The organism is Candidatus Binatia bacterium, from assembly GCA_029243485.1.
Lineage (GTDB): Bacteria > Desulfobacterota > Binatia > UBA12015 > UBA12015 > VGTG01.
On sequence record JAQWRY010000002.1, the window covers coordinates 16,883 to 37,922 of the forward strand.

A 21,040-nucleotide genomic window follows, 5' to 3' on the forward strand; every position below is an offset into this window, starting at 1 on the left:
GGGCACTGCTAAGCCACCGCGCGAATGTTGCCGACGAAGGCGGGCCCGGTCAAAATCCCAACGCCGGCCGACAGGCTCGCGCCGTCGGCCACACGCATTCTCGCGACGCCCTTCACGATATCACTCGCGGATCCGACGGCCGCGCGCTCCTTGCTCTCATGCGCCTCCGGCGCACCGAAGACCGTCATCATCCCGTCGCCATTGAACTCCACGACAGTTCCGCCGCGCTCCTCGAAGAAGAAGCGCTCGACCCAACCCCCGACGCCACCGGGCGCCGGAACGAGCCAGGCCGCGATCGCCATGGATGTGAGCAACTCCGCCGTAGAACTCTCCCCGAGGCCACCGCCCACAAGGGACAAGACCCGAAGCACGACGAGCACGACGGTCAGCACGAGCAATGCCGACAAGATCGTGAAGGCGGCGGCCTCGCTGATCAGCCGATCGATGTCGAACAGTTGCGCCGAAACGCGTGCTAAAAAACGCACACGGGAATCGCGAGCGTTGCGATCACGCTCGCCTCGTAGAGCCACCAGAGGCTCGGATCGACCCCCGCCGAGGCCGCGGCAGCCGGCACCGGGACCGTTCCAAGATAGGGGCCGAGCCCGACCCACTTCACCTGGCGCCGCCCGTACTTGTCGGCCTGCAGGTACGTGCGCGCCACCACGATCATCGCGGTGAGGATGAAGGCGACGTTCACGGCAAGCGTGCCGCGCATGCCCGCCTCCGGCCAGAACGCGGAGACCACCGGGCTCGAACCCGCACCGGGCGCCTGGGCGATCACGGGCAACCACCCGAGTTCCCCGTTCATCACCAGCCCCAGATGCAGCAACAAGCAGATGCACCACAGCGGGAGGACCACGACCAGGGCGGTTAGACCCCGCAGACGGAGCCTTCTCACCTCTGCCGGATCTACCGCAGAGCCGCGCAAGAGGGAACCGTCGCCGACCTGGGAGTTTCCAAAACGGCCGCCGGACCCGTAGGAAGGAAATTGATGAGTGCTCCCGCCCCGAACCCCGCGCCGACCACCGAGCGTCCCCAGGCGACTCGGCTCGCGCGTCGATTTCTCGCGGCCGTCCAGAATGGGATCGAGATCGCTCGGTTCGGCGGACTCGGCGAAAAGCAGGCGTCGCCCTACGAAGTCGTCACGGAAGGGCCCGTGCACCGGCTGCGGCGGTACTTCCCCGACGACGTACCGGCGGGCGCGCCACCCGTACTGCTGATCCCGCCGCTCATGATGACCGCAGAGGTCTGGGACGTCGCCCCCGAATACAGCGCAGTCCTCGCCCTGCAGGGCCACCAGATGGATCCCTGGGTCGTCGACTTCGGCTCACCGGAAAAGGAAGAGGGCGGTCTCGAACGAACCCTGAGCGATCACGTCATCGCCGTCTGTAACGCCGTCGAAGACGTCCGCACCGCGACCGGCCGGGACGTCCATCTCTCCGGCTATTCCCAAGGCGGGATGTTCGCGTACCAAGCGGCCGCGTATATCCGCTCCGAGGGATTGTCCTCTTTGATCACCTTCGGCAGCCCCGTCGATCTACATCGTGCACTGCTAGACATGGTGCCAACCGAGTTCATCCTCGACCTCGTCGAGAAGGTCGGGCGAATCGACTCGTCCCTCCTCCCCTCCGGGATCCCACGTTGGGCGACGCGGCTCGGCTTCCAGCTGATGGACCCGATTAAGACGGTCCAACAGCGCATCGAATTCGCGAAGCGCCTCTACGATCGCGAAGCGCTTCTCGAGCGCGAGGGCATGCGCCGCTTCATGGATGACGAGGCGTGGACCGCATTCCCCGGGCCCGCTCTTCGCGACGCAATCCAACAGCTCGTGGCGCACAACCGACTCCTGCGCGGCGGTGTCGTCATCGGCGACCGCACCGTGACGCTGGCGGACATCACCTGCCCGATCCTCGCCTTCACCGGCGACACGGATTCCATCGCGCCCGCGCCTACGGTCCGCGCGATCCACTCCGCCGCGCCGCGAGCCGAATCCTACGAGGTGAGCCTCAACGCCGGTCACTTCGGCCTGGTCGCAGGCAGCCGCGCGATCGAAGAGACCTGGCCGACCGTCGCGCAGTGGATTCGCTGGCGCGAAGAGAAAGGGCCACGCCCTCTGGCCGCTCGTGCGCTGTCGTCCACCATCATCGAGGACGCACCACAGCACACGGTCATGGACGATCTGGTGGGCGGCGCCGAAACGGCGTGGCACATCGGCAAGGAACTCGCGTCGGGCGCGGCCGAAATGGTCGGTGGGAGAATGGGCACACTCGGCCGGATGCTCGAGGCCGTTGCACCACAGCTGCCCCGGCTCTCGAGACTCGCGTCGATCCGCAGCGATACACCGATCAGCCCCGGGCAGGCGCTCCAGGAAAAAGCGGACGAATCCGGCGACGACACATTCTTCTTGTTCGAGGGTCGAGCGTACAACTACGGCGAAGCGAACGTCCGCATCGACAACATCGTGCTCGGCTTGCTCTCGTGCGGCGTACGCCACGGCGATCACGTCGGACTTCTGATGGAGACCCGGCCCAGCGCCGTCGCCGCCGCGGTCGCACTCTCTCGACTCGGCGCCGTCATCGTTCTCCTGCGCCCCGACGTCTCTCTAAAGAAGCAACTCGAACTCACGCCCATCGGTCATCTCCTGACCGACCCGGAGCTCGGAGAAGCGGCCTACAAGGCGCACCGCCGCAAGGTCCTCGTACTCGGCGGCGGCGGTGACCCCCGATCGCTCGCCGACGGATTGATCGACATGGAGGCGATCGATCCTTCGGAGGTGACGCCCCCGGATTGGTACCGACCGAACCCGGGACGCGCCGGAGAGCTCGCCATGGTCTTCATCACCGGAGACGGCCACAGGCTCGGCATGAGTCGCGTCACCAATCGTCGCTGGGCCACGTCCGCATACGGGACCTCTTCGGCGACCGCACTCACGTCCCGCGATACGGTCTACTGCGTCTCACCCACGCATCACGCGACCGGCATGCTCGTCTGTGTTGGCGGAGCGCTCGTGAGCGGGGCGCGCCTCGCGATGACGCGCGGCTTCGAACTCGAAACGTTCTGGGACGACATCCGACGCTACGGAGTCAACGTCGTCTTCTACAGCGGCACCCTCTGTCGCGCGCTCGTGAACGCCCCACGCAATCCGGCCGAACGCGATCACCCCATCCGCTTGTTCGCCGGCAGCGGCATGCCCGCCGGCATCTGGCAGCGATTGATCGACCGCTTTCGCCCGGCGCTGGCGATCGAGTTCTTCGCCTCGACCGAGGGCAACGCGGTGCTCGTGAATCTGACCGGCGAGAAGGTCGGCTCCGTCGGCCGGCCGCTTCCCGGTGGAGCCGAACTCGCGCTCGCCGCGTGGGATCTCGACCGCAGCGGGCTCGTCGAGCGCGGCAACGGCTTTGCCGAGCGCTGCAAGCGTGGTGCGGTAGGCCTCCTCCTCGCTCGCGCGGCCCCGGAACGTGGAGAGGTCGAGGGACGACCGCTGCGGGGTGTGTTCAACCCCGGCGACGCCTGGCTCGACACCGGCGATCTCGTACGGCGCGATCCCGACGGCGACTACTGGCTCGTGGATCACGTGTCCGACGTCATCCACACCAAGGGCCGCGCGATCGCCACGATTCCGATTGAGGACCTGCTCGCCACCGAGCTGGAGTTCGTCGATCTCTGCGCCGTATACGGCGTCGTCCTCCCGGGCGACGACGACGAATCGGTAGCAGCCGCAATCACTCTCCGGCCGGGCCACAAGTTCGACGCCGAGGCCTTCCGCCAGACCGCGGACGCGCTTTTACTTACGGAGCAGCGCCCTGCCCTCGTCCGCGTCCTCGACGATCTCCCGATGACGTCGGGCCAGCGCGTGCGCAAACAGCCGCTCCGCGCCGAAGGCTGCAAGAAAGGGTCGGGCAAGCGCTACCGGCTCGACCCGACCCTGCCCATCTACACCCGCATCAAGAAAAGCGAGCGGTACTGAGCCGCCTCAGACCGCGATCTCGATGCCGTCGCCGGACGTATCGTCGTAGCGCTGGTGCAGGAAGGGGAGCAGCCAGTCTCCCGGCACGGCCCGCAGCACCGTTCCGTTGCTCTCCGAGTTTCCCTCTTCGTACTCGACCCGCACCAGGCGCTTGATCGGAACGTCGGCCACCGGATCCATCGGCGAGTCGCCCAGAACGAGCTCCGCACCGTCGACCTCGTGAACGGCCTTGTGTTTGTGCCGCCACTCGAGTCGTACCAAGAGCGGATCGGCATCGAAAGCCCGGCCCTGCTCGCACGAGGGCATCGCCTTGAAGCAATAGGCGTACTGCGTGAACTCACGCGGGCCGAGGTCCTTTCCGACCTTGCCCTTCACGGAGAGATACGTCATCCCCATGCGGGACACGCTCGAGGAAAGAGCGTCACCGTCCCTCTTGAAGTCGATCTCTGCGATCTTCTTCGGCTCGCCAAACGTCTCGCGTCCGGGGACGACGGCTTGCTCCGTCGTCATGGGCATCGTGACGAGGTAGTCGCCCTCGACGCCTTCGAAGGTCGCGGCGACGCCGAACACCGCGGAGCCGATCTCGAACGTGAACTCGGGCGTGATGTGCATCGCCACATGCGAAAACGTGACGTTGATCTCCGGGCGCGCGAGCTCGAGCGGCTGCGGGAGCAGAGCACGCGCGATCGCCTCGTTCGTCTCATAGACACAACGAATCGAGCGAACCGTGCTGTCCATGAACTCCGGGTTTTCTTCCTGCCCTTTTTTCACCTGCTCATCGGTCTTCACGTAGCGAAGCTTGGCCATGTCATTTCCTTTCCTTTTCGCTTTCGCCTGCGATCGTTAACTGCTTCAGACGGCGGCGGCTTCGTCGAAGTCGCCCTTCTTCGGGCCGACCCGATCGACGACCGGCGCGAGGCGCTCGGCGTCGAAGCCGTAGAAGCGGGCCGCGTTTCCACCGAGGATCGCCGCGACGTCGCCCTCGGGAAGACCGCGAAGGGAGTCGCACCGATGGCTCTTCGTAAACGGCCACGTGCCCTCGGGATGCGGGTAGTCGCTACCCCACATGATGTTCTTCACGCCAATGTCGTTGCGCATCGCGGCTTCGCGACTCGAGAGGCACGAGGCGCCGAGACCCACGTTCCGGGCAAAGTACTCGCTCGGCTTCATCTTCAAGTGGCTGTGGTAGTCGCCGAGTTTCGCGGACTGATGCGTGTCGGTGTACCGGTGATCCATGAGTGCCAGGTACTCGGGCACCCACACGACCGTGCCCTCCGTGATCGACACCTTGATGCGCGGAAAGCGCTCGAACACGCCGCCCCACATCAGAAACGTGAGCGGCCGGACGTTGTACCAACAGACCTCGGACACGTAGATACCCATCCCGCCGGGCAGCTTCTCGGCACCCGGATCGGTCAGGTCGCCGAAGTAATCACCCATCGGCGCCGGCCCCGAATGGAAGTGCACGACGACGTCGTTGTCCTGGCACGCCGCCCAGAGCGGGTCGTACTTGGGATGGTGATACGGCGCGTGCGAGCCCCACTGACACGGGAGCAATGCTCCGGAAAGACCGTTCTTGCGCGCCCACACGACTTCGCGAACCGCTTCGTCGACATCCCACAGAGCGGGGACCAACGCGACTCCCACGTGCCGGTCGGGCGCCTGCGAAACGAACTCGGCGAGCCAGCGATTGTGCGCACGCGCACCGGCCCATTGCAGCTCGGGGACGATCCCGCCTTCCGTCGGAAGGCTGAGCCCCGCACCGAAGGGCGGCATGTTCATCTCGGTGATGCCGTCGGGGAAGATCACTTCGCCGGCAATGCCGTCGCCGTCGAGCACTTTGATTCGCTCGTCGTGATCCCACGCGCCCGAGAGCTCGGCGTCGCGGCCTTTACGCCACTCCTCGTTGATCTCCGCGACGAGGAACTGGTCCGACATCCGCTTCACCTGCTCGAGTTGAATCGGCAGCGCGACATCGAAGGTCTCACGGTACTGCGGATCGAGGTAGTCGCGGTACTTCTCCGGCGGCAAGCCGGCGTGGCAATCGGACGAAATGACGAGGTAGCGGTCCATCAATTTTCTCCTGCGGCGCGCAGCGGAGCCGGGTCGGTGTAGAACTGCTTCACCCAACGCCGATACTCGGCGATATACTTGTCCCCCTTGCACAGAAGGGGCTTCGCGCGGTGGACCTTGTTGGCCCAGATCGGCTGATCTTGCTCCACGCCCTGAACGAGGCGGTGTAGGAAGTCGTCGCCGGCATGATCGATCATATTGTTCGACGCGCTGAGGACCCACCGAGAAATCGTGTGCGCCGGATCGAGATCGATCGGCGTCGTCGAGGAGTAGAGCAGCATGCCCGCCTCGGGAATCCCCTCGAGACGAACGGCGCTCATGCCGATCCCCCACGAGTCACGAACCAACGAGGTCTCGAACGAACCGATGGCGGTGTCCATCGTCTGCTGGTTCGTCATGCGGTAGTGACGGCCGTCGTCGCTGTACGTGATCTCGCCCGGGAACTCCTGGCCCGCCATGTTGTGCACGAACTGGAAGTGGACCGGGTCGTTGTTGTTCTCGTGCATGTCCTGCACATGCGCGTGGACGGACAACTCGAAGATCTTCGGTTCGGACCATTCCTCATCGCCGAGCTCCGGCAATTGCGGAAAGTCCCACAAGGGAGGCTTCTTCTCCGCGTGGTACCAGACGAAGATCATCTCGTTCTTCTCCTGGGTGTGCCACACGCCGACCTTCGCCCCCTTCGGGATCGTGTCGCAGTACGGAATCTTCACGCAGCTGCCGTTCTCACCGTCGTACTGCCAGCCATGAAACGGGCAGCGCACCGTCTCGCCGATCACTCGACCGCCGTGTCCGATGTGCGCGCCGAGGTGTGGACAGAACGCATCGAGCACCCGCGCCTCGCCGGAGCGCGTGCGGAACAGCACCATGTCTTCGCCGAAGTAGTGGATCGGCTGAACGGCTCCCTTGATGAGATCTTTGCTGAACGCGACCGCGTACCAACCATTCGGCACGGGCAGACTCACATGTTCGGCTTCGCGAAAAGCCATGATTCAATCCTCCTGCTCCCCCGGTGCGATCGTATCACCGAGAAGCTGCGCCATGGCGCGGGCCTGCTCGCGTACCGGGTAGTCGTCCAGGTTCGTCCAGCTGAACATCAGCGCGTAGAACGCGCCAAGAATCAGCTCCGTCAGAGTCTCGGGGCTGTGCTTGATCGTGACCTCGCCGGCGGCGACGCCGTCGCGAACGATCGCGCCCATTGCGTCATGGAGTTGGCGTGCCCGCTTGTCCTTCTCACCCTCGCTGCTCGCCGCGTGGATGATCTCCGTCAGCACCTCGCGGTGCTTGGGTCCGACGTCGGTCGCCCCTGCCCCGATCATGTCGAAGAAGTGGACCAGGCGCTCCCGGGTCGACATGACGCCGGCGCGCAGGGCCTCGATGTCCACGAGGAAGCCCTCGATGGCCTGATGGGCGAGTTCGCGGACGAGGTGCTGCTTGGTCGGAAAATAGTTGAAGAAGGTCTTTGTGGCGACGTCCGCCCGATCGCAGATCTCGGCCACGGTGGTCGCCTGATACCCCTGCTCCTCAAAGAGTTCGGCCGCCGCGTCCACCATTCGACCGCGCACTTCGAGCTTACGCCGCTCCCGTCGGGTGACGGGCTCCGCGTCGGCGAGAATTGCGGCTCGTACGTCGTTCACGGGTGGATCCTGCGTGAACTTACACTCTCATGCAAGTTTACTTCGCAATAGATTTTGTAAAACGAAGGTTCGATGTCGAACACTTGCCAAATATGATCGATTCATCATATTCGAGAAATCGATCAGTTAGACCGGCCAACTCCAGAGAAGAGGTAGCCACTGATGAAGTACGGCGTCTGCATGTTCCCGACCGACTACGCGATGAATCCCGCGGAACTCGGGCCCAAACTCGAAGAGCGCGGCTTCGAATCCTTGTGGGTCGCCGAGCACACCCACATTCCGTGCTCCCGCGAGTCGCCGTGGCCCGGCGGGGCCGAGCTACCCAAGATGTACTACGACTGCTTCGCGCCGCTCCTGACGCTGGCCGCGGTCGGCGCCACGACGAAGACGCTGAAGCTCGGTACCGGCATCCAACTCGTCGCGCAGCACGACCCGATCACCCTCGCGAAGGAGATCGCCACCCTCGACCAGATGACGGGCGGTCGGTTCCTCTTCGGGGTCGGCGGCGGGTGGAACCGCGAAGAGCTTGCGAACCACTACGACTTCCCCTTCGAACGACGCTGGAAAGTCATGCGGGAACGTATCGAGGCCATGAAGGCCATCTGGACCCAGGACAAAGCCGCCTACCACGGCGAATTCGTGAACTTCGACGAGATCTTCTCTTGGCCCAAGCCGGTGCAGAAGCCGAATCCACCGATCCACGTCGGAGGCGCAGCTCCGTGGGGTATCAAGCGAGCCCTGCGGTACGGAGACGGCTGGATTCCCCTCTCCGGACGAGGTGACTCGGATCCGATCTCGGACATGAAGCAGTTCCGGACGATGGCCAAGGAAGCCGGCCGGGACCCCGACTCCATGGAGGTCTCCCTCTACGTGGCCCCGACCGACGAAACCGAGCTCTCCAAGCTCAGCGATGCGGGCTACTCCCGGGTTCTGTTCATCGCGCTTCCCCTGGCCGGAGACGATATGACGAAGATGCTCGACACGTACGCGGAGGCGGGCCAGAAGATTTGAGCGCCGGCCACGAACCGTTTGACGCAAATGCCGGCGCCGTTGGATGGGTGGTTCCCCAAGACGATCACGATTGGCACCGCTCTCGCCCTCGGGTTGGCCCTCATCGCTGCTCCCGTCCAGGCCGGCGCAAACCAGGTGAGGTCGCTAGCCACAGCGCCAAGCGCGCCGGCAAGAAGATCGCAGAATAGCCCGATCCCAAAGCTTGGTCCTGGTTCTCAAGGGCGCGGTTCTGGTCGCGTCAGCGATCGTTTCGATCCCGTAGATCCGCGCAGGCGATGCGTCTTCGGGGGCTCCGGGCGTGTGCCCGGAGCCCCCGTCGGCGTTCAGGGCAAGAAGAGGTCGAGGTCGAAGTCCTCGACCGTCCAGTAGTTCGAGGCGGGAGCCGCCGTGTCGAGCGGCATCATCGTGAGAATGTCGTTGTGGGGCATTCCCGCCCACTGCTTCAGGACCGAGCCGTAGATGTCGCGGAAGTCCGTCGAACGGAACGGATCGGTCGCAGACTGCGAGTAGACGGTGTTGCCGTTGTTGTTGAGTGCAACGTCATTGATGTTCGGATGGTTCCCGAAGACCCCACCTTTGACGTCACCCCCGAGGAGCAACATCGGCCCCTGTGAGCCGTGATCCGTCCCGTTCGAGTTCTGCTGGATGCGACGGCTGAACTCACTCCAGACGAGAATCGCGACGTCATCGATGACGCCCATGTCCTCGAGGTCTTCATAAAAGACCTTGAGCGAATCACCGACCTCCGCGTGGAGCTCGCCGTGACGGCCCCCTGGCTCGTCTGCACCCTGTCCCGAGTGCGTATCGTAGCCGCCGTTGTTGCACTCGAAGTATCTGGCGTTGACGTCGGGGACGCCCTGCTCGACGCCGTAAATCATCTTAGCCACTTCGCGAAGATCTTCCGCGAAACTACGACCGATCGCCGAGTACTGCGCACTCCACGCGGCGCGGTCGGTCTCGTACAGGTCGTGCAGGGGCGGATAGGCTTCGCTGGAAACCAGCGTCGCCGCACCGCTGTTTCCGATGAAGTCGAACTGGCTCTGCGCGCTTCCGCTCGCTGCGGAGTAAATCGCATCGAAAGCGGCGCGCTTCGCCGCGACATCACCGCCGTCGTAGTAGTCATACGGGAAGCCGAAGTCCTCGAGCTTCTTGATCGCGAGGACACTCGTCGTGGTCTGCCGGAAATCTCCGGGCAGGCCGTAGTCTACCACAACCGCCGGCACGTCCGTGGGGCCGTAGCAGCCCGCCAAGTGCCGCCCGACCCAACCGCCCACGAGGGGCACACCGAGCGGGTTCGCAGTCTCCCAGATGGATCGCGAGACGTCGTGCGAGAGACTTGCGTCCGGATATCCGCAGCCCTGAATGAAGGCCACGGTGCCCTTCGACGTGTGCAGATCGTGGAGCCCCTGCAACGACGGGTGCAACCCGAGGCTGGCCCCGCTGTTCGGGTCAGCACCGACCGGGAGCAGGTTGCCCGAAGGCAAGTTCACACCGCCATTGCCCGTATTGCGATGGGCGTCGTACGCCTGCCGCAACGTCGCGGCTCCGTCATCGATCGGCGTGATCGTATTCAAGCCGTCGTTTCCTCCGTCGAGGAGGACTACGACGAGATATCGATTGCCGATGGTGTTCGCCAGCGACTTCCGGACCAGTGCGTGATTGAAGAGAGTTGGGCCGAGAACCGCGCCTGCGGTCGCGCCTTGGAGGAACCTTCTGCGTGAGACCTTCATCGTTCCCCTCCCCTAGTGCAGCTGGTAGGCCGGCGATTGCATGACCAGCGCATACAAACCGTGCAGTTTCGTGTTGAGAACGTCGTCGTCGTCCAGGTCGATCGTCGGATTGGCGCCGTTGTCCGTCAGGTAGTCGATGTAGACCTGACGCTCCGCCACCGTCACCTGGTCGGGTACTCCGAGGGAGTCGGACACGGCGTCCACGATCTCGCCCGGGTCTGTCAGGTCGGTGTCGATGAGCTTGTCCGGCCGAAACGCGCCCGCGTCCCGCGCCGCCACGATGTCGCGTGCGAATCGGTACCGCGCCAGCAACGTCGAGCTACTGATCCAGGCCGTGTCCCAGTCCCACCCGAAGACGCTGGGGGGCTCGAGGAGAACCTGACCCATCTGCGTCAGGTGGTCGAACGCACCGTCGTAGGCCCCACCGAAGATCCGCCTGTCGCGGGACTTGAGCTTCATGCCCGTCAGGCGCAGCGTCGAGATGAAGTAGTCGACCGGCCACTTGATGGCCTTCTTGGTGCCGGCCCCGTAGGGCGCGGTTCCGGAGGTCTCGAAGAACACGTCGTGAACGAAGATCGTGCGATAGAGCGCCTGCAGGTCCCACGTGTTCGTGAAGTTCGCGTCCGAAATGATCTGGTCGATGGTGGCGATCTCCGCAGCCCCAGGACTCGCATAGTCCTCGTGGCAGAAGAAGCGCAACAGACGGCGCGTGATCCGGCGTGCGACGGTGTTCTCGCCGTCGGTGTCCGTGTGATCGAAGAGGATGTCGGTGACCGTGTCGACCTCCGCCTCGCCTTCACCCCCGGCCGTGAAGTCGCGACCCGCCGGACCGAACCCGCCCGTGGTCTGAAAGATCACCTTCGGACCCCGCAACGGGAAATCGGCTTCGTAATCGTGATCGTCGGTGTCGAGATCCGGCGTTCCCTTCGGGTAGTCGTAGTCCCAGCCCGTGAAGGCACGAGCGATCTGGCTGACGTCCGCCTGCGTGTAATTGGGATTGCCGGCGAGATCGTCGACCCCAAGGGAGAAGAGCTCTTGCAACTCCCGGGAGTAGTTCTCGTTCGGGATGGCCTTCTTGTTCCGAACCGTGTCGAGCATCTCCATCATGGCCGCGTCGAGGTTGACCTCTTTGACCAGAGTTCTGAAGTTGCCTTTCGCGTGCTCGTGCAACATCCGAATCTGACGAGCGAGCAGTTTCGTATCTCCGACCGCTGAGGCCTGCGTCGCGAAGTGATCGTGCCAGAACAAGACCAGCTTCGACTGCAGCGGGGATTTGGGCTTCTGCAGGTAGCTAATCCACTTGTTGTGGGCGGTGTACGGATCTTTGCCGCCCGGCTTGTAGAGCTTCGGCTTGTAGCCCAGAAGCTCGTCCGCAAGGTTCCCACGCGTGGGCGCATCGTTGACGGCCTTGAGGAGCTTCCCCAGATCTTTCGGTGGCGCGCCAAATCCGGTCCGGCGCATCACGTGCCGCACCTCGTTTACGGACAGGGCCGTGTTCTCATCACCCATCCCAACTCCCCCTTCTCGGTTTTCACAGTGTCAGAGCATGTACAGCCTCCAAGGAGCACTACGTCGACGGAAGGCAAAGTCAACTTTTGCCCAAATCCCTGGCACATTCGACGGACCGTTCCGAATGTGAACGGATCGCACGTGCGCGCTAAGAAACCCTCATGATTCTCCAGGGGAAAACGATCGTGGTGATGGGTGTGGGAGACGGCCTCGGCCGGGAAGTCGCCGAGAAGGCCGCTCGCGACGGCGCGAACGTCGTACTCGCCGCGCGGACCGAGGCCCAACTCGAAGCCGTGGGGAAGGCGATCGACCCGAGCGGAGATCGGGTCGCCTGGCTCCCGACGGACCTCGCCGACGACAATCAGGTACAAGCGCTCGTCGAACTCGCAGTTTCCCGCTTCGGGCGGCTCGACGGACTCGCGCAGGTAGCGGCGCTCGCGTCACTCCACGGCTCCTTCGAAGAATCCGATCTCGGCGACTGGGAACGCGCCTACCAGGTGAACGTGGCGGGCACGGTGCGCACCTCGCGCGCGGCTCTACCCCATATGCGCAAGGCGGGCGGTGGGTCGATCGTGCTGGTCGGATCGCAAGCGGCCTCCCTCCCCACGACCGCGCAGATCGCGTACGCGGCGTCGAAGGGCGCGCTCCGCTCGGCGATGTACTACATGGCCAAGGAACTCGGCCCCGACAAGATCCGCGTCAACACTGTGGTCCCGACGTGGATGTGGGGTCCACCCGTGCAGAAGTTCGTTGCTATTCAGGCCGAGGCGCGTGGGGTCGACGAGAGCGTCGTCGTCGCGGAGATCGCAAGTCAGATGCCGCTCGGAGAGATCCCCGAGGACGGCGACGTCGCCGAGGCGATCGTGTTCCTGTGTTCGGATCGCGCCCGCATGATCACCGGACAGTGGCTTCAGGTAAACGCCGGGCAGTCGATGGTCTGAACGCTAGACCTCGGACAGGTGGACCGGACGGCCCTCGGCGATCGAGAGCTCTGCCGCGGTGCCGATCGCAACGGCGCGTAAGCCTTCACGAATTCCGACGGCGGGCTTCGTCCCGCTCCGAATCGCGTCGAGGAACGCCAGATGCTCGTAGTAGGTCGAGCCGTGGTGGAACCCCGCCTTGAGCGCAGTCGGGTCCACCTCGACCTTCGTCGTCTCGAGAGACTCGGACTTGTACATCGACCGCCGACCGACGGTGAGCGTCGACTTCGGAATGAAGCACTCGACCTTCCCCGCATCCCCGGTCGCCGCGATCTCCTCCTGGTTGGTCGACGCTTCTGCGAACATGCAGAGATCGAGCAAGGCCCGCGTGCCGTCGTCGTAGTCCACGATGACGTAGGCGTTGTCGAGAATGTCAGGCGTTTCCCCGTCGTAACTCTCGTCCAGGTGGTTCACGTCCTGCGCACCCGAGGCGTAAACGCGGACCGCATTGGCGCCCGTGATGAAGTTCATCAGATCGAAGAAGTGGCAGCACTTCTCCACGAGCGTCCCGCCCGTATTGCGGGCGAACCGGTTCCAATCACCCACCTTCGGCAGGAACGGGAAGCGGTGCTCCCGAATCGCGAGCATGCGGAGACGGCCTACCGTCCCGCTGTGCACCTCTTCGATCAGACGCGCGACCGGCGGCATGTAGCGATACTCCATCCCGACCCACACAACGCCCGCGTGCTTCTCGGCGAGGCGCTCGACTTCCCGGCAGTCGTCCATCGTCGTGCACAGGGGCTTCTCGATCAGCAGGTGCGTCTCCGTGCCCAAGCAGTCCCGGAGCACGTCGATGTGCGTGTAGTTCGGCGTCGAAATTATGACGGCGTCGAGCGCCGCCTTGTCGAGCATCTCGCGATAGTCGGCGTAGACCGCGGGCGCCGGCACACCCAGATCGACGGCGAATCCCCGCTGCTTCTCGTCGGGATCGGCCGCCGCAACCAACTCGGCGCCGTCGAGCACCGCCAGGTTCTGGAGATGCTCGAGTGCCATCATGCCGAACCCGATGATTCCGTATCGAACCGCCATCAGCGTCGCGCCTCCGTAGTAAGGGGGGTCACGGGAAGGCCCTTCGGGAGGCGGCCCTGCACGTCGGCTAGCCGACACCGGGGGAGTCGCGGCAGCACATCGCGCGCGAAGAGCCCGCACTCCTCGATGTGCGGATACCCCGAGAGAATGAACGCGCGAATCCCCATGTCCATGTAGCGCTCGAGCTTGGCGACGATCTGATCGGGATTCCCGACGAGCGCACTGCCGCACCCGGAGCGCGCACGCCCGATGCCACTCCACACCAGCGGCTCGATGTAATCGTCATCGCTCGCCCCGCGGAGATCGTCTTGCCGCTGCACACCGGCCGAACGGGAGTCTTGCGCTCGGTGCTTGATCTCGTCGCCGCGGGTCAGATCGAGCTGCGATAGGAGGTGCCCCGCCGCACGGCGCGCCTTGTCCTCCGTCTCACGAACGACGACGTGGATCCGCAGCCCGTAGTCGAGCACGCGCCCGACGGCCGCGGCGCGAGACGCCAGATCGTCCATAGTGCTCTGAAGTCCCTCTTCCGTGTCCGGCCACATCAGGTAGACGTCGCACGCCGCGGCGCACAGACGTCGCGCATCCTCGGAGTACCCACCGAAATACAGAAGCGGTCCGCCGTTCTGCTGGTACGGCCGGACCGGATCGACGGCGAGCTCGACATCGTAGAACTCACCGTGGAACGAGATCTCGGGCTGGGTCCAGGCTTGTTTGAGGATCTGGATGACCTCACTAGAGCGCCGGTAACGCGCCGGCGAGTCGAGCACCGCGCCAGGGAGGTCCGACGAAATGATGTTGATCGTGAGACGACCCTGAAGGAGATGATCAAGGGTCGAAAGGGCACGCGCGAGCATGGGCGGATGCACCTCGCCGCACCGAATCGCGACGAGAAGCGACATCTGCTTGAGCATCGGACCGACCGCGCCCGCAAAAGTCAGGGGATCCTGCCCCACCTGATAGGAACTCGGGAGGAGGATGTTGTCGAAGCCGAGTCGATCTGCGCCGACCACGATGTCCCGGCAATGCTCGAAGCTACTCCGAAGCTCGCCGGTCGGCACGCCGAGCAGCTCATAGTCGTCGTTGCACAGCGCACTGAACCACGAAACTTCAGCCGCCCGGGCTTCGGTTCTAACCTTTGCCACGGTATCAGCCTCCAAACCGGTAGCTGAGCTCCGCACCGAACGTCCGCGGCGCACCGTGGTAGCGCACCACGTGTCCGAAGAGAGAGGCGAGGGGAGCCACGAAGGTGGTGTACTTTGGGCCCGTCAGGTTCCGGTCCCACAGCGCGACGCTCGCGTCGATCGGGAGATTGAACATGATCCGCGCATCGACCGTGCCGAGGTTGCCCGGGCGAACCATCGCGAACGCTTCCAACTCTTCGTGCGGCTTGATGCTCGTGATGTTGACGGCGCCGCGGATGTTGTTTTTTCCAAGCAGCGTCCCCTGCGCTCCGCGCAGTACTTCGACCTGCTGGACGTCGACGACATCTAGGATTCCGCCCTGCGCGCGCGGGAGAAAGACCCCATCGATGTAGAATCCGACGCCGGGCTCGAAATCCGCGCCGAGCGTGGCGGTCCCGATGCCGCGAATGAGCAGCTGCTGCTCCTGCCCGCTGCCGCCCACGACGAACGTGAGATTCGGCACCAACTCCTGGATCTGGTCGATCTGTGTGACGTTGGCCTCGCGCAGCGTGCTCTCGGACAGCGCGGTCACCGCGACCGGCGTGTCTTCCAGAAGCTCGGCGCGCTTGCGCGCTTGCACGACGCTCTCTTCGACCTGCGCCGTCGCGCGCCCAGAGAGGCCCGGTGCGGTGTCATCCGCCGCCTCCGCGGCAGGACCCTCCTGGGCGAAACCCAGGACCGGCAAGACCGCGGAAAGGGGCAGCGCCCTGAGGGCAGCAACTAGCTTGTTTGGCATGGCGGAAAACCTCCGACAAAGAAGAGCCGCACGAATCACGCCCCTTGGAGCGGGTCAACCCGAGGCGTTTCGGCCGGCGGCCGGTCTCTGGTAGCGAAAAGCCGTGATGATTGCTCGACGCATGCACGGAACATCGATCGCCCTCGTGGCGATCTTCCTTCTCGCCATCGGCTGCGGCGGCCCCAAGACCGAGGTTCGGGACAACTACGACCCGGACACCGACTGGAACCGGGTCGAGACGTTCATCTGGTTCGGGATCCAGGCCCAACGCGGCGTCAACGAGTTCAACGTAAAGCGGCTCGCAAACGCGATCCGGGACGAGCTTCAACGCAAGGGACTCGACATCGTCGGCGACCGAACCTTCGCGGACGTCGGGGTGGCCGCCTACCTGGGCGTGCTACCGAAGGCCATCGATACCTGGAAGAGCACCGGTGGCGTCCTATGGGCCAAGGACAAGGAGCTCGTCTCCGCCGGGGCCCTCGTCATCGAGATGGTGGACCTGAAGACTGGCAAGCTCGTTTGGCAGGGCTCGGCCGAACGGCAGCTGGCGGACGACCCCACGCCCGCCCAGACCGAGAAGACCATCAAAGAAGTCGTGAAGAAGCTCTTCGCCGACTTCCCGCCCTCGCCGTGACCTGAGCCCCACCGCAACTCGGCCCGCCCGGTTCCGGGACGCGGGCTGATCTGCACGAATGGGGCTCGGCCGAGATCAGAAAGAGCTCCCGTGCCGGGCGGGGTTGCCCCTCCGCCCAGCCTCCCTGCTATGGATGGAATCCATGGCTGAGATTTTGATTCGCGGAGGGACGGTGATCGACGGAACGGGCGCACCCGGCCAAGAAGCCGACGTGTTGATCCGAGACGGTAAGATCGCCGAAATCGGCACGGGGCTGCGCGCAAAGGAAGAGATCGACGCGGGCGGCTGCGTCGTGACGCCAGGCTTCATCGACATCCACACCCACTACGATGCGCAGGTCTTCTGGGACCCGGCGCTCACCCCGTCTTGCTTCCACGGCGTAACGACGGTGGTCGTCGGCAACTGCGGTTTCTCGATCGCGCCCACGCGCCCCGAGCACCGCGAGACCATCGCGCTCACGCTCGAGAGCGTCGAGGACATGAACCCCGCGACGCTCGCAGCCGGCATTCCGTGGGACTTCGAAACGTTCCCCGAATACCTCGCATCTGTTGCCAAGCGCGGCACGATGTTGAACTTCGCCGCTTACGTCGGACACACCGCGCTGCGCCTGTACCACATGGGCGACGAAGCCTACGAGCGCACCGCCACCGAAGACGAAGTCGCCGCGATGGCGCGCTCCGTCGGCGAAGCGATGGATGCCGGCGCTGCCGGACTCGCCACCAGCTTCGCGCCCACGCACCTCGGCGTCGCGGGCAAGCCCGTGCCCAGCCGCCTCGCCGAACTGAGCGAGTTCGAAACCATGGCGGCCGAGCTCGGCAAGCGCAAACGTGGTGTGATCGAAGCGACGCTCGGGGCGGGGTTCGCGTTCGACGAACTCTACGACTTCCAGCGCCGCGTGGGCGTGCCTCTCACCTACACTGCCCTCTTGGCGATCCCGGGCTTCTGGCAGTACGGCTCGGAACTCCACGCAAAGGAGGTCGCAAAGGGAACCGGCGTCTGGCCCCAGATCTCCTGTCGCAAGATCACGATGCAGATGCAGCTCGCCGACCCGTTCCCATTCGACATGGCACCGTGCTTCGCGGAGCTGCGCGCGGAAGCACCGGAAGTACGCGAGCAACGCTACCGCGATCCGCAGTGGCGCGTTCGTGCGCTCGAGGAGCTCGGCCAAACCCCACTCCCCACCCGGTGGGAGAATTTTGAGATCGCCGAAAGCGACGTGCATGCGGGTCTGATCGATCGGGCGCTCATCGATGTCGCGAAGGAGCGAAACCAGATTCCCTTCGAGCTGATGATGGAGTTGTCGCTCAGCGAAAACCTTCTGACCCGCTTCCGCTACGTCCAGTCCAACGACGACGAGGAAGGCGTGGAGCACCTGCTCCAACAGGACCACATGGTGATGGGACTCTCCGACGCGGGCGCCCACGTCGGCATGCTGTGCGACGCACCCCTTCCGACCGACCTCCTCGGCAACTGGGTACGCGAGCGCGGCGTGATTCCGTTGGAGACAGCCGTTCACAAGCTCACCGGACAACCGGCGAGCATCTTCAATTTCATCGACCGCGGCGTTCTGCGCCCGGGCGCCCACGCCGACGTGGCCGTGTTCGATCCCGCAACCGTCGCTCCCGGCCCCATTCGCCGCGTGCGCGATTTCCCGGCAAACGCGGAGCGGCTCACCGCGGACCAGCCCGAGGGGATGCGCCACGTCCTGGTGAACGGCACACCGATCCGAATCGACGGCGAGTCGACGTCTCCCGAAAACCGTCCGGGCCATATGGCCCGGCTCGGCTAGGGACCGACCAGAATAGAAAGGACTACCGATGAACTTCGGCGAGATTCCCTGGATCAAAGACCACACCGAGCTCTACCGAAGCGACCCCGAGAAGGCGCACATGTGGGACTCCTCGGTCGCAGGTGGCCCCGGCCCCCTACCTACCCTTCTCCTCACGACGACCGGCCGAAAGTCCGGTGAGCCGCGCGCCCTCCCGCTCATCTACGGCACGCACGGCAGCAGCTACGTGATCATCGCGTCCAAGGGCGGCTGGCCGTCCCATCCCGCGTGGCACCTGAACCTCCAGGCGAAGCCCGAGTGCGACCTCATGGTGGGACCGAAGAACGTGTCCGCCCGCGCACGCGTCGCAGAAGGCGACGAGCGCGCACAGCTCTGGAAGGAAATGGCGGCGATCTACCCGCCGTACGACGAGTACCAGGAGAAGACCGAACGGCAGATCCCGGTCATCGTGCTCGACCCGATCGCCTGACCTGGAAGCGGCCTGATCTAAACGCGGAGGGCGCGGGGTCAATCTCGCACCCTCCCCGCCCTGCTCGGCCCTCCGCAACTCGGCGGGCTCTGCGGCGAGGCGCGGGCTTGATGTGCACGATCGGGGCACGGGAGGCACTACCGCGCCCAGTCAGCCTCCAGACCGGGATTGAAGAGCACCGCCCCAAGAAGAGCGGCCCTTGCGGACACCCGTGGCCCCGACGACCAACCGTAGGGTGCGGGAGTCGCTGTCGGGTCGGAGCGACTCCCGCGCCCGACCGAGATCAGTAGAAGCTCCCGTGCCCGCCAGAGATCTAGACGAACCACCGAAGGCCCCCGCCGGTGCTACGAGGCCGGCGAGTACCAGATCGGCGACGTCCAGGCGCGCTCCTGGATGACGGGGCGATGCTCCTCTGCGCAACACTTCGCGAGTCCTTCGGGGATGGACGCCGGGTCCCCGCAATCGACGTTCTGCTCGTTGCAGAAGTACTGACTCCAGCGACACGTCGGATTCTCGAGGACGCGCACGTAGTAGAAGGCACGCTGGAGCGGATCGAAGTCCGGATCGGTCCAGACCGAGCACAGGTTCTGTGCCCCTTCCCCGCGACGCTCGCACGTCGCGAGGTCGACACCGGCCCCGTTCGGCCCGCCGGCAACGTCGATGACGCGCTCGTGAAGCTCGCGACCGTCGACCCAACCCTTCACGATCTGGATCCGCTGGAGCGGTGTCGTCTCACCATCCCACGTACCCGGGTCCTGTGCGGCCCACGCGACGAAGCGGGGTGCCCGCGCCTCACCGTCCGGCGGCGCCGAGAGGTCTCCGCCCATGGGCACGCCGCCCGCATACCCCTTCGCGACGAGAAGCGGATCCGTGCACAGCGTGTCGGGGTAGTCCCACCCGCCGAAGAAGCGGACGACCGGCCGCGTTCCGCTCGTTCCGTACGCCTCGCGGCGCTGCATGGCGGCGAACAGCGAGTCGCGCGTGTTCTCTTCGGCCCAGAGAACCGCGAGTCCGCCAGGGCTGAACTCGAAGTCGTCAGGGAACTCATCCGCCGCTTCCGCACCGCCGCCCTTGCCGGCCCCACCGTGTCCAGGGTGGTTCTTCTCAGCGACGAGCCCGGGCGCTGCGATATGCGTGTCGGTGGACGCGATGACGCCGTACTTGAGTGGGTTGGCTCCGAGCTCACCCTCGTACCGCAGCCCCTGTTTAAGAGCATCGCGTACGAAGTTGGACGGAGCGGCCTGCTGCCATGTCGCCCAGGACGACTGCGTCGCACCGAATCGATCGTAGTGGAGCTTCTCGAACCCGCACGCTTCGTCGTCCGCCCAGATCGAGCCCGCGAGCGGATCACATTCGGAATCCCCCTTGTGCTGCATCATCTCGACGAGCGGTTCCCAACGGGATCGGAGTTTCGCCTCTTCCCGGTCGACGGCTCCAGGGATCGCATCTTCGGACACCTTCGCGGTCTGGAACATCAAGCCACCGCTCAAGTTGGAGTTGTGGGGAATCGTGAGGGCGTCGCATCCTTCGATGCCATCTACGCACTCTTCTTGAAGATGGCTCCAGAGGTCCATGGCCGACGGGGTCTCGATCCAGCTCACGGGCAGGTCGGGCACTTGATCGTTCCGAAAGACGACGTTTCGATGAAGGTTACTTCCCTCGCCCACGCTCGCCGTCCACTCGTACCCGACGAAGCTCGTGAACGCGCACGCCTCGCTGCGATCGTACGCTTCTTCGGCGGCGTCTCGAATCTCCGACCAGACGTCCCGCGCGGTGTCGAAGCAGCTCTGGTTCTCGTCGCCACAGATGCCCCAGCGACGCTTCAGGACGAGACCGTAAGCCGCCAACATGAATTTGTTACCGGAGTCGGAATTGCGGTGCGCGATGCAGACCGGATGCCAGTAGCTCCACGTACCCGGGGTACGACAGATCCGGACCTCGCCGAGGAACTCGGCGTGATCGCTGAGCATCGTCCAATCGAGCGGCCGGTCGATCCGAATGGTCCGAGTCGGTTCGCCCTTCTCGTCGTAGGGCTGGATGCCCATCGGCGCACCCTTGGCAAAGCGGTACGCATCGCGAGGCGTGTTGCGCGTGTCCTGCGCCCGCGCGTCGAACGAGTACGCAGTATGAACGTGCGTGTCGCCGAAGAACGGCCGGCGGAGCGCATCGAAGTCTGCACAGTCGGCGCGCTCTTCGGTCACCTCGTAGGGACGATCGGGCACGGCCACCGAGGCGGTCGGGAGGCAGAGAACGAGACCAGCGAGAAGAACGGCGCGGCGCATCCTGCAGGCATAG

The 21,040-nt window shown here is 64.8% G+C and carries 18 protein-coding genes; 6 read left to right on the top strand and 12 right to left on the bottom strand.

Annotation, left to right across the window (positions count from 1 at the left end):
- Positions 1 to 8 precede the first annotated feature (8 nt).
- Positions 9 to 485 carry a hypothetical protein gene (locus tag P8R42_01765; GenBank protein ID MDG2303372.1) on the bottom strand — a complete coding sequence of 159 codons (477 nt, stop codon included), beginning with the start codon at positions 483 to 485 and terminating at the stop codon, positions 9 to 11.
- Complete coding sequence (locus P8R42_01770; GenBank protein MDG2303373.1) at positions 473 to 898, bottom strand: hypothetical protein; 426 nt, start codon at positions 896 to 898, stop codon at positions 473 to 475. Before P8R42_01770 ends, P8R42_01765 begins: the two co-directional genes overlap by 13 nt.
- Positions 899 to 991: 93 nt before the next feature.
- On the opposite strand from P8R42_01770, the gene P8R42_01775 reads away from it, so the two are divergent.
- On the top strand, positions 992 to 3,967 hold the full coding sequence (locus P8R42_01775) for an alpha/beta fold hydrolase (GenBank protein MDG2303374.1): 2,976 nt from the start codon (positions 992 to 994) through the stop codon (positions 3,965 to 3,967).
- Positions 3,968 to 3,973: 6 nt separating this feature from the next.
- Here P8R42_01775 and P8R42_01780 read toward each other — a convergent pair whose 3' ends face one another.
- From P8R42_01780 to P8R42_01795, 4 genes are read right to left on the bottom strand one after another with little or no spacing between them, the layout of a single operon-like run.
- Entirely contained in the window at positions 3,974 to 4,774 is an 801-nt protein-coding gene (locus P8R42_01780) for an acetoacetate decarboxylase family protein (protein ID MDG2303375.1), read from the bottom strand.
- A gap of 45 nt (positions 4,775 to 4,819) precedes the next feature.
- A complete protein-coding gene (locus P8R42_01785; GenBank protein MDG2303376.1) occupies positions 4,820 to 6,040 on the bottom strand; it encodes an amidohydrolase family protein in 1,221 nt (406 codons plus the stop codon).
- On the bottom strand, positions 6,040 to 7,029 hold the full coding sequence (locus P8R42_01790; protein MDG2303377.1) for a Rieske 2Fe-2S domain-containing protein: 990 nt from the start codon (positions 7,027 to 7,029) through the stop codon (positions 6,040 to 6,042). Before P8R42_01790 ends, P8R42_01785 begins: the two co-directional genes overlap by 1 nt.
- A gap of 3 nt (positions 7,030 to 7,032) precedes the next feature.
- Positions 7,033 to 7,677: a TetR/AcrR family transcriptional regulator gene (locus P8R42_01795; GenBank protein MDG2303378.1), complete on the bottom strand. Its 645-nt coding sequence runs from the start codon at positions 7,675 to 7,677 to the stop codon at positions 7,033 to 7,035.
- Positions 7,678 to 7,839: 162 nt separating this feature from the next.
- Here P8R42_01795 and P8R42_01800 point away from each other — a divergent pair, with 162 nt between their 5' ends.
- A complete protein-coding gene (locus P8R42_01800; protein ID MDG2303379.1) occupies positions 7,840 to 8,688 on the top strand; it encodes an LLM class F420-dependent oxidoreductase in 849 nt (282 codons plus the stop codon).
- 323 nt (positions 8,689 to 9,011) lie between these two features.
- Here P8R42_01800 and P8R42_01805 read toward each other — a convergent pair whose 3' ends face one another.
- Both P8R42_01805 and P8R42_01810 read right to left on the bottom strand, forming a co-directional pair.
- Positions 9,012 to 10,418, bottom strand: a complete 1,407-nt coding sequence (locus P8R42_01805; GenBank protein ID MDG2303380.1) for a DUF1501 domain-containing protein — start codon at positions 10,416 to 10,418, stop codon at positions 9,012 to 9,014.
- 12 nt (positions 10,419 to 10,430) lie between these two features.
- On the bottom strand, positions 10,431 to 11,927 hold the full coding sequence (locus tag P8R42_01810; GenBank protein ID MDG2303381.1) for a DUF1800 family protein: 1,497 nt from the start codon (positions 11,925 to 11,927) through the stop codon (positions 10,431 to 10,433).
- 161 nt (positions 11,928 to 12,088) lie between these two features.
- Between P8R42_01810 and P8R42_01815 the strand changes: the two genes are divergently transcribed.
- Complete coding sequence (locus tag P8R42_01815; protein MDG2303382.1) at positions 12,089 to 12,868, top strand: SDR family oxidoreductase; 780 nt, start codon at positions 12,089 to 12,091, stop codon at positions 12,866 to 12,868.
- 3 nt (positions 12,869 to 12,871) lie between these two features.
- On the opposite strand, the gene P8R42_01820 is transcribed toward P8R42_01815, so the two are convergent.
- Genes P8R42_01820 through P8R42_01830 form a run of 3 tightly spaced genes read right to left on the bottom strand, consistent with a single transcriptional unit; the run spans position 12,872 to position 15,853 of the window.
- On the bottom strand, positions 12,872 to 13,936 hold the full coding sequence (locus tag P8R42_01820; GenBank protein MDG2303383.1) for a Gfo/Idh/MocA family oxidoreductase: 1,065 nt from the start codon (positions 13,934 to 13,936) through the stop codon (positions 12,872 to 12,874).
- The gene (locus P8R42_01825) at positions 13,936 to 15,078 is read right to left on the bottom strand and encodes an LLM class flavin-dependent oxidoreductase (GenBank protein MDG2303384.1); all 1,143 of its coding nucleotides are present in this window, start codon (positions 15,076 to 15,078) and stop codon (positions 13,936 to 13,938) included. The genes P8R42_01820 and P8R42_01825 overlap by 1 nt, the downstream gene beginning before the upstream one ends.
- 4 nt (positions 15,079 to 15,082) lie before the next feature.
- Positions 15,083 to 15,853, bottom strand: coding sequence for a TonB-dependent receptor plug domain-containing protein (locus P8R42_01830; protein MDG2303385.1), 771 nt, complete (start codon positions 15,851 to 15,853; stop codon positions 15,083 to 15,085).
- A gap of 106 nt (positions 15,854 to 15,959) precedes the next feature.
- On the opposite strand from P8R42_01830, the gene P8R42_01835 reads away from it, so the two are divergent.
- The 3 genes from P8R42_01835 (at position 15,960) to P8R42_01845 (ending at position 18,745) form a co-directional block, all read left to right on the top strand.
- Positions 15,960 to 16,487, top strand: coding sequence for a DUF4136 domain-containing protein (locus tag P8R42_01835; GenBank protein MDG2303386.1), 528 nt, complete (start codon positions 15,960 to 15,962; stop codon positions 16,485 to 16,487).
- A gap of 142 nt (positions 16,488 to 16,629) precedes the next feature.
- Positions 16,630 to 18,276, top strand: a complete 1,647-nt coding sequence (locus P8R42_01840; GenBank protein MDG2303387.1) for a D-aminoacylase — start codon at positions 16,630 to 16,632, stop codon at positions 18,274 to 18,276.
- A 28-nt stretch (positions 18,277 to 18,304) separates the two neighbouring features.
- Complete coding sequence (locus tag P8R42_01845) at positions 18,305 to 18,745, top strand: nitroreductase/quinone reductase family protein (protein ID MDG2303388.1); 441 nt, start codon at positions 18,305 to 18,307, stop codon at positions 18,743 to 18,745.
- Positions 18,746 to 19,089: 344 nt separating this feature from the next.
- On the opposite strand, the gene P8R42_01850 is transcribed toward P8R42_01845, so the two are convergent.
- Positions 19,090 to 21,027, bottom strand: coding sequence for a DUF3604 domain-containing protein (locus P8R42_01850; GenBank protein ID MDG2303389.1), 1,938 nt, complete (start codon positions 21,025 to 21,027; stop codon positions 19,090 to 19,092).
- Positions 21,028 to 21,040 lie beyond the last annotated feature (13 nt).

Bases quoted from the DNA above. Each gene is read 5' to 3' on its own strand.
- P8R42_01775 (MDG2303374.1), top strand. From the start codon at position 992: ATGAGTGCTCCCGCCCCGAACCCCGCGCCGACCACCGAGCGTCCCCAG.
- P8R42_01800 (MDG2303379.1), top strand. From the start codon at position 7,840: ATGAAGTACGGCGTCTGCATGTTCCCGACCGACTACGCGATGAATCCC.
- P8R42_01835 (MDG2303386.1), top strand. From the start codon at position 15,960: ATGATTGCTCGACGCATGCACGGAACATCGATCGCCCTCGTGGCGATC.
- P8R42_01820 (MDG2303383.1), bottom strand. From the start codon at position 13,936: ATGGCGGTTCGATACGGAATCATCGGGTTCGGCATGATGGCACTCGAG.
- P8R42_01830 (MDG2303385.1), bottom strand. From the start codon at position 15,853: ATGCCAAACAAGCTAGTTGCTGCCCTCAGGGCGCTGCCCCTTTCCGCG.
- P8R42_01850 (MDG2303389.1), bottom strand. From the start codon at position 21,027: ATGCGCCGCGCCGTTCTTCTCGCTGGTCTCGTTCTCTGCCTCCCGACC.
- P8R42_01815 (MDG2303382.1), top strand. From the start codon at position 12,089: ATGATTCTCCAGGGGAAAACGATCGTGGTGATGGGTGTGGGAGACGGC.
- P8R42_01805 (MDG2303380.1), bottom strand. From the start codon at position 10,418: ATGAAGGTCTCACGCAGAAGGTTCCTCCAAGGCGCGACCGCAGGCGCG.
- P8R42_01785 (MDG2303376.1), bottom strand. From the start codon at position 6,040: ATGGACCGCTACCTCGTCATTTCGTCCGATTGCCACGCCGGCTTGCCG.
- P8R42_01780 (MDG2303375.1), bottom strand. From the start codon at position 4,774: ATGGCCAAGCTTCGCTACGTGAAGACCGATGAGCAGGTGAAAAAAGGG.
- P8R42_01840 (MDG2303387.1), top strand. From the start codon at position 16,630: ATGGCTGAGATTTTGATTCGCGGAGGGACGGTGATCGACGGAACGGGC.
- P8R42_01845 (MDG2303388.1), top strand. From the start codon at position 18,305: ATGAACTTCGGCGAGATTCCCTGGATCAAAGACCACACCGAGCTCTAC.
- P8R42_01810 (MDG2303381.1), bottom strand. From the start codon at position 11,927: ATGGGTGATGAGAACACGGCCCTGTCCGTAAACGAGGTGCGGCACGTG.
- P8R42_01790 (MDG2303377.1), bottom strand. From the start codon at position 7,029: ATGGCTTTTCGCGAAGCCGAACATGTGAGTCTGCCCGTGCCGAATGGT.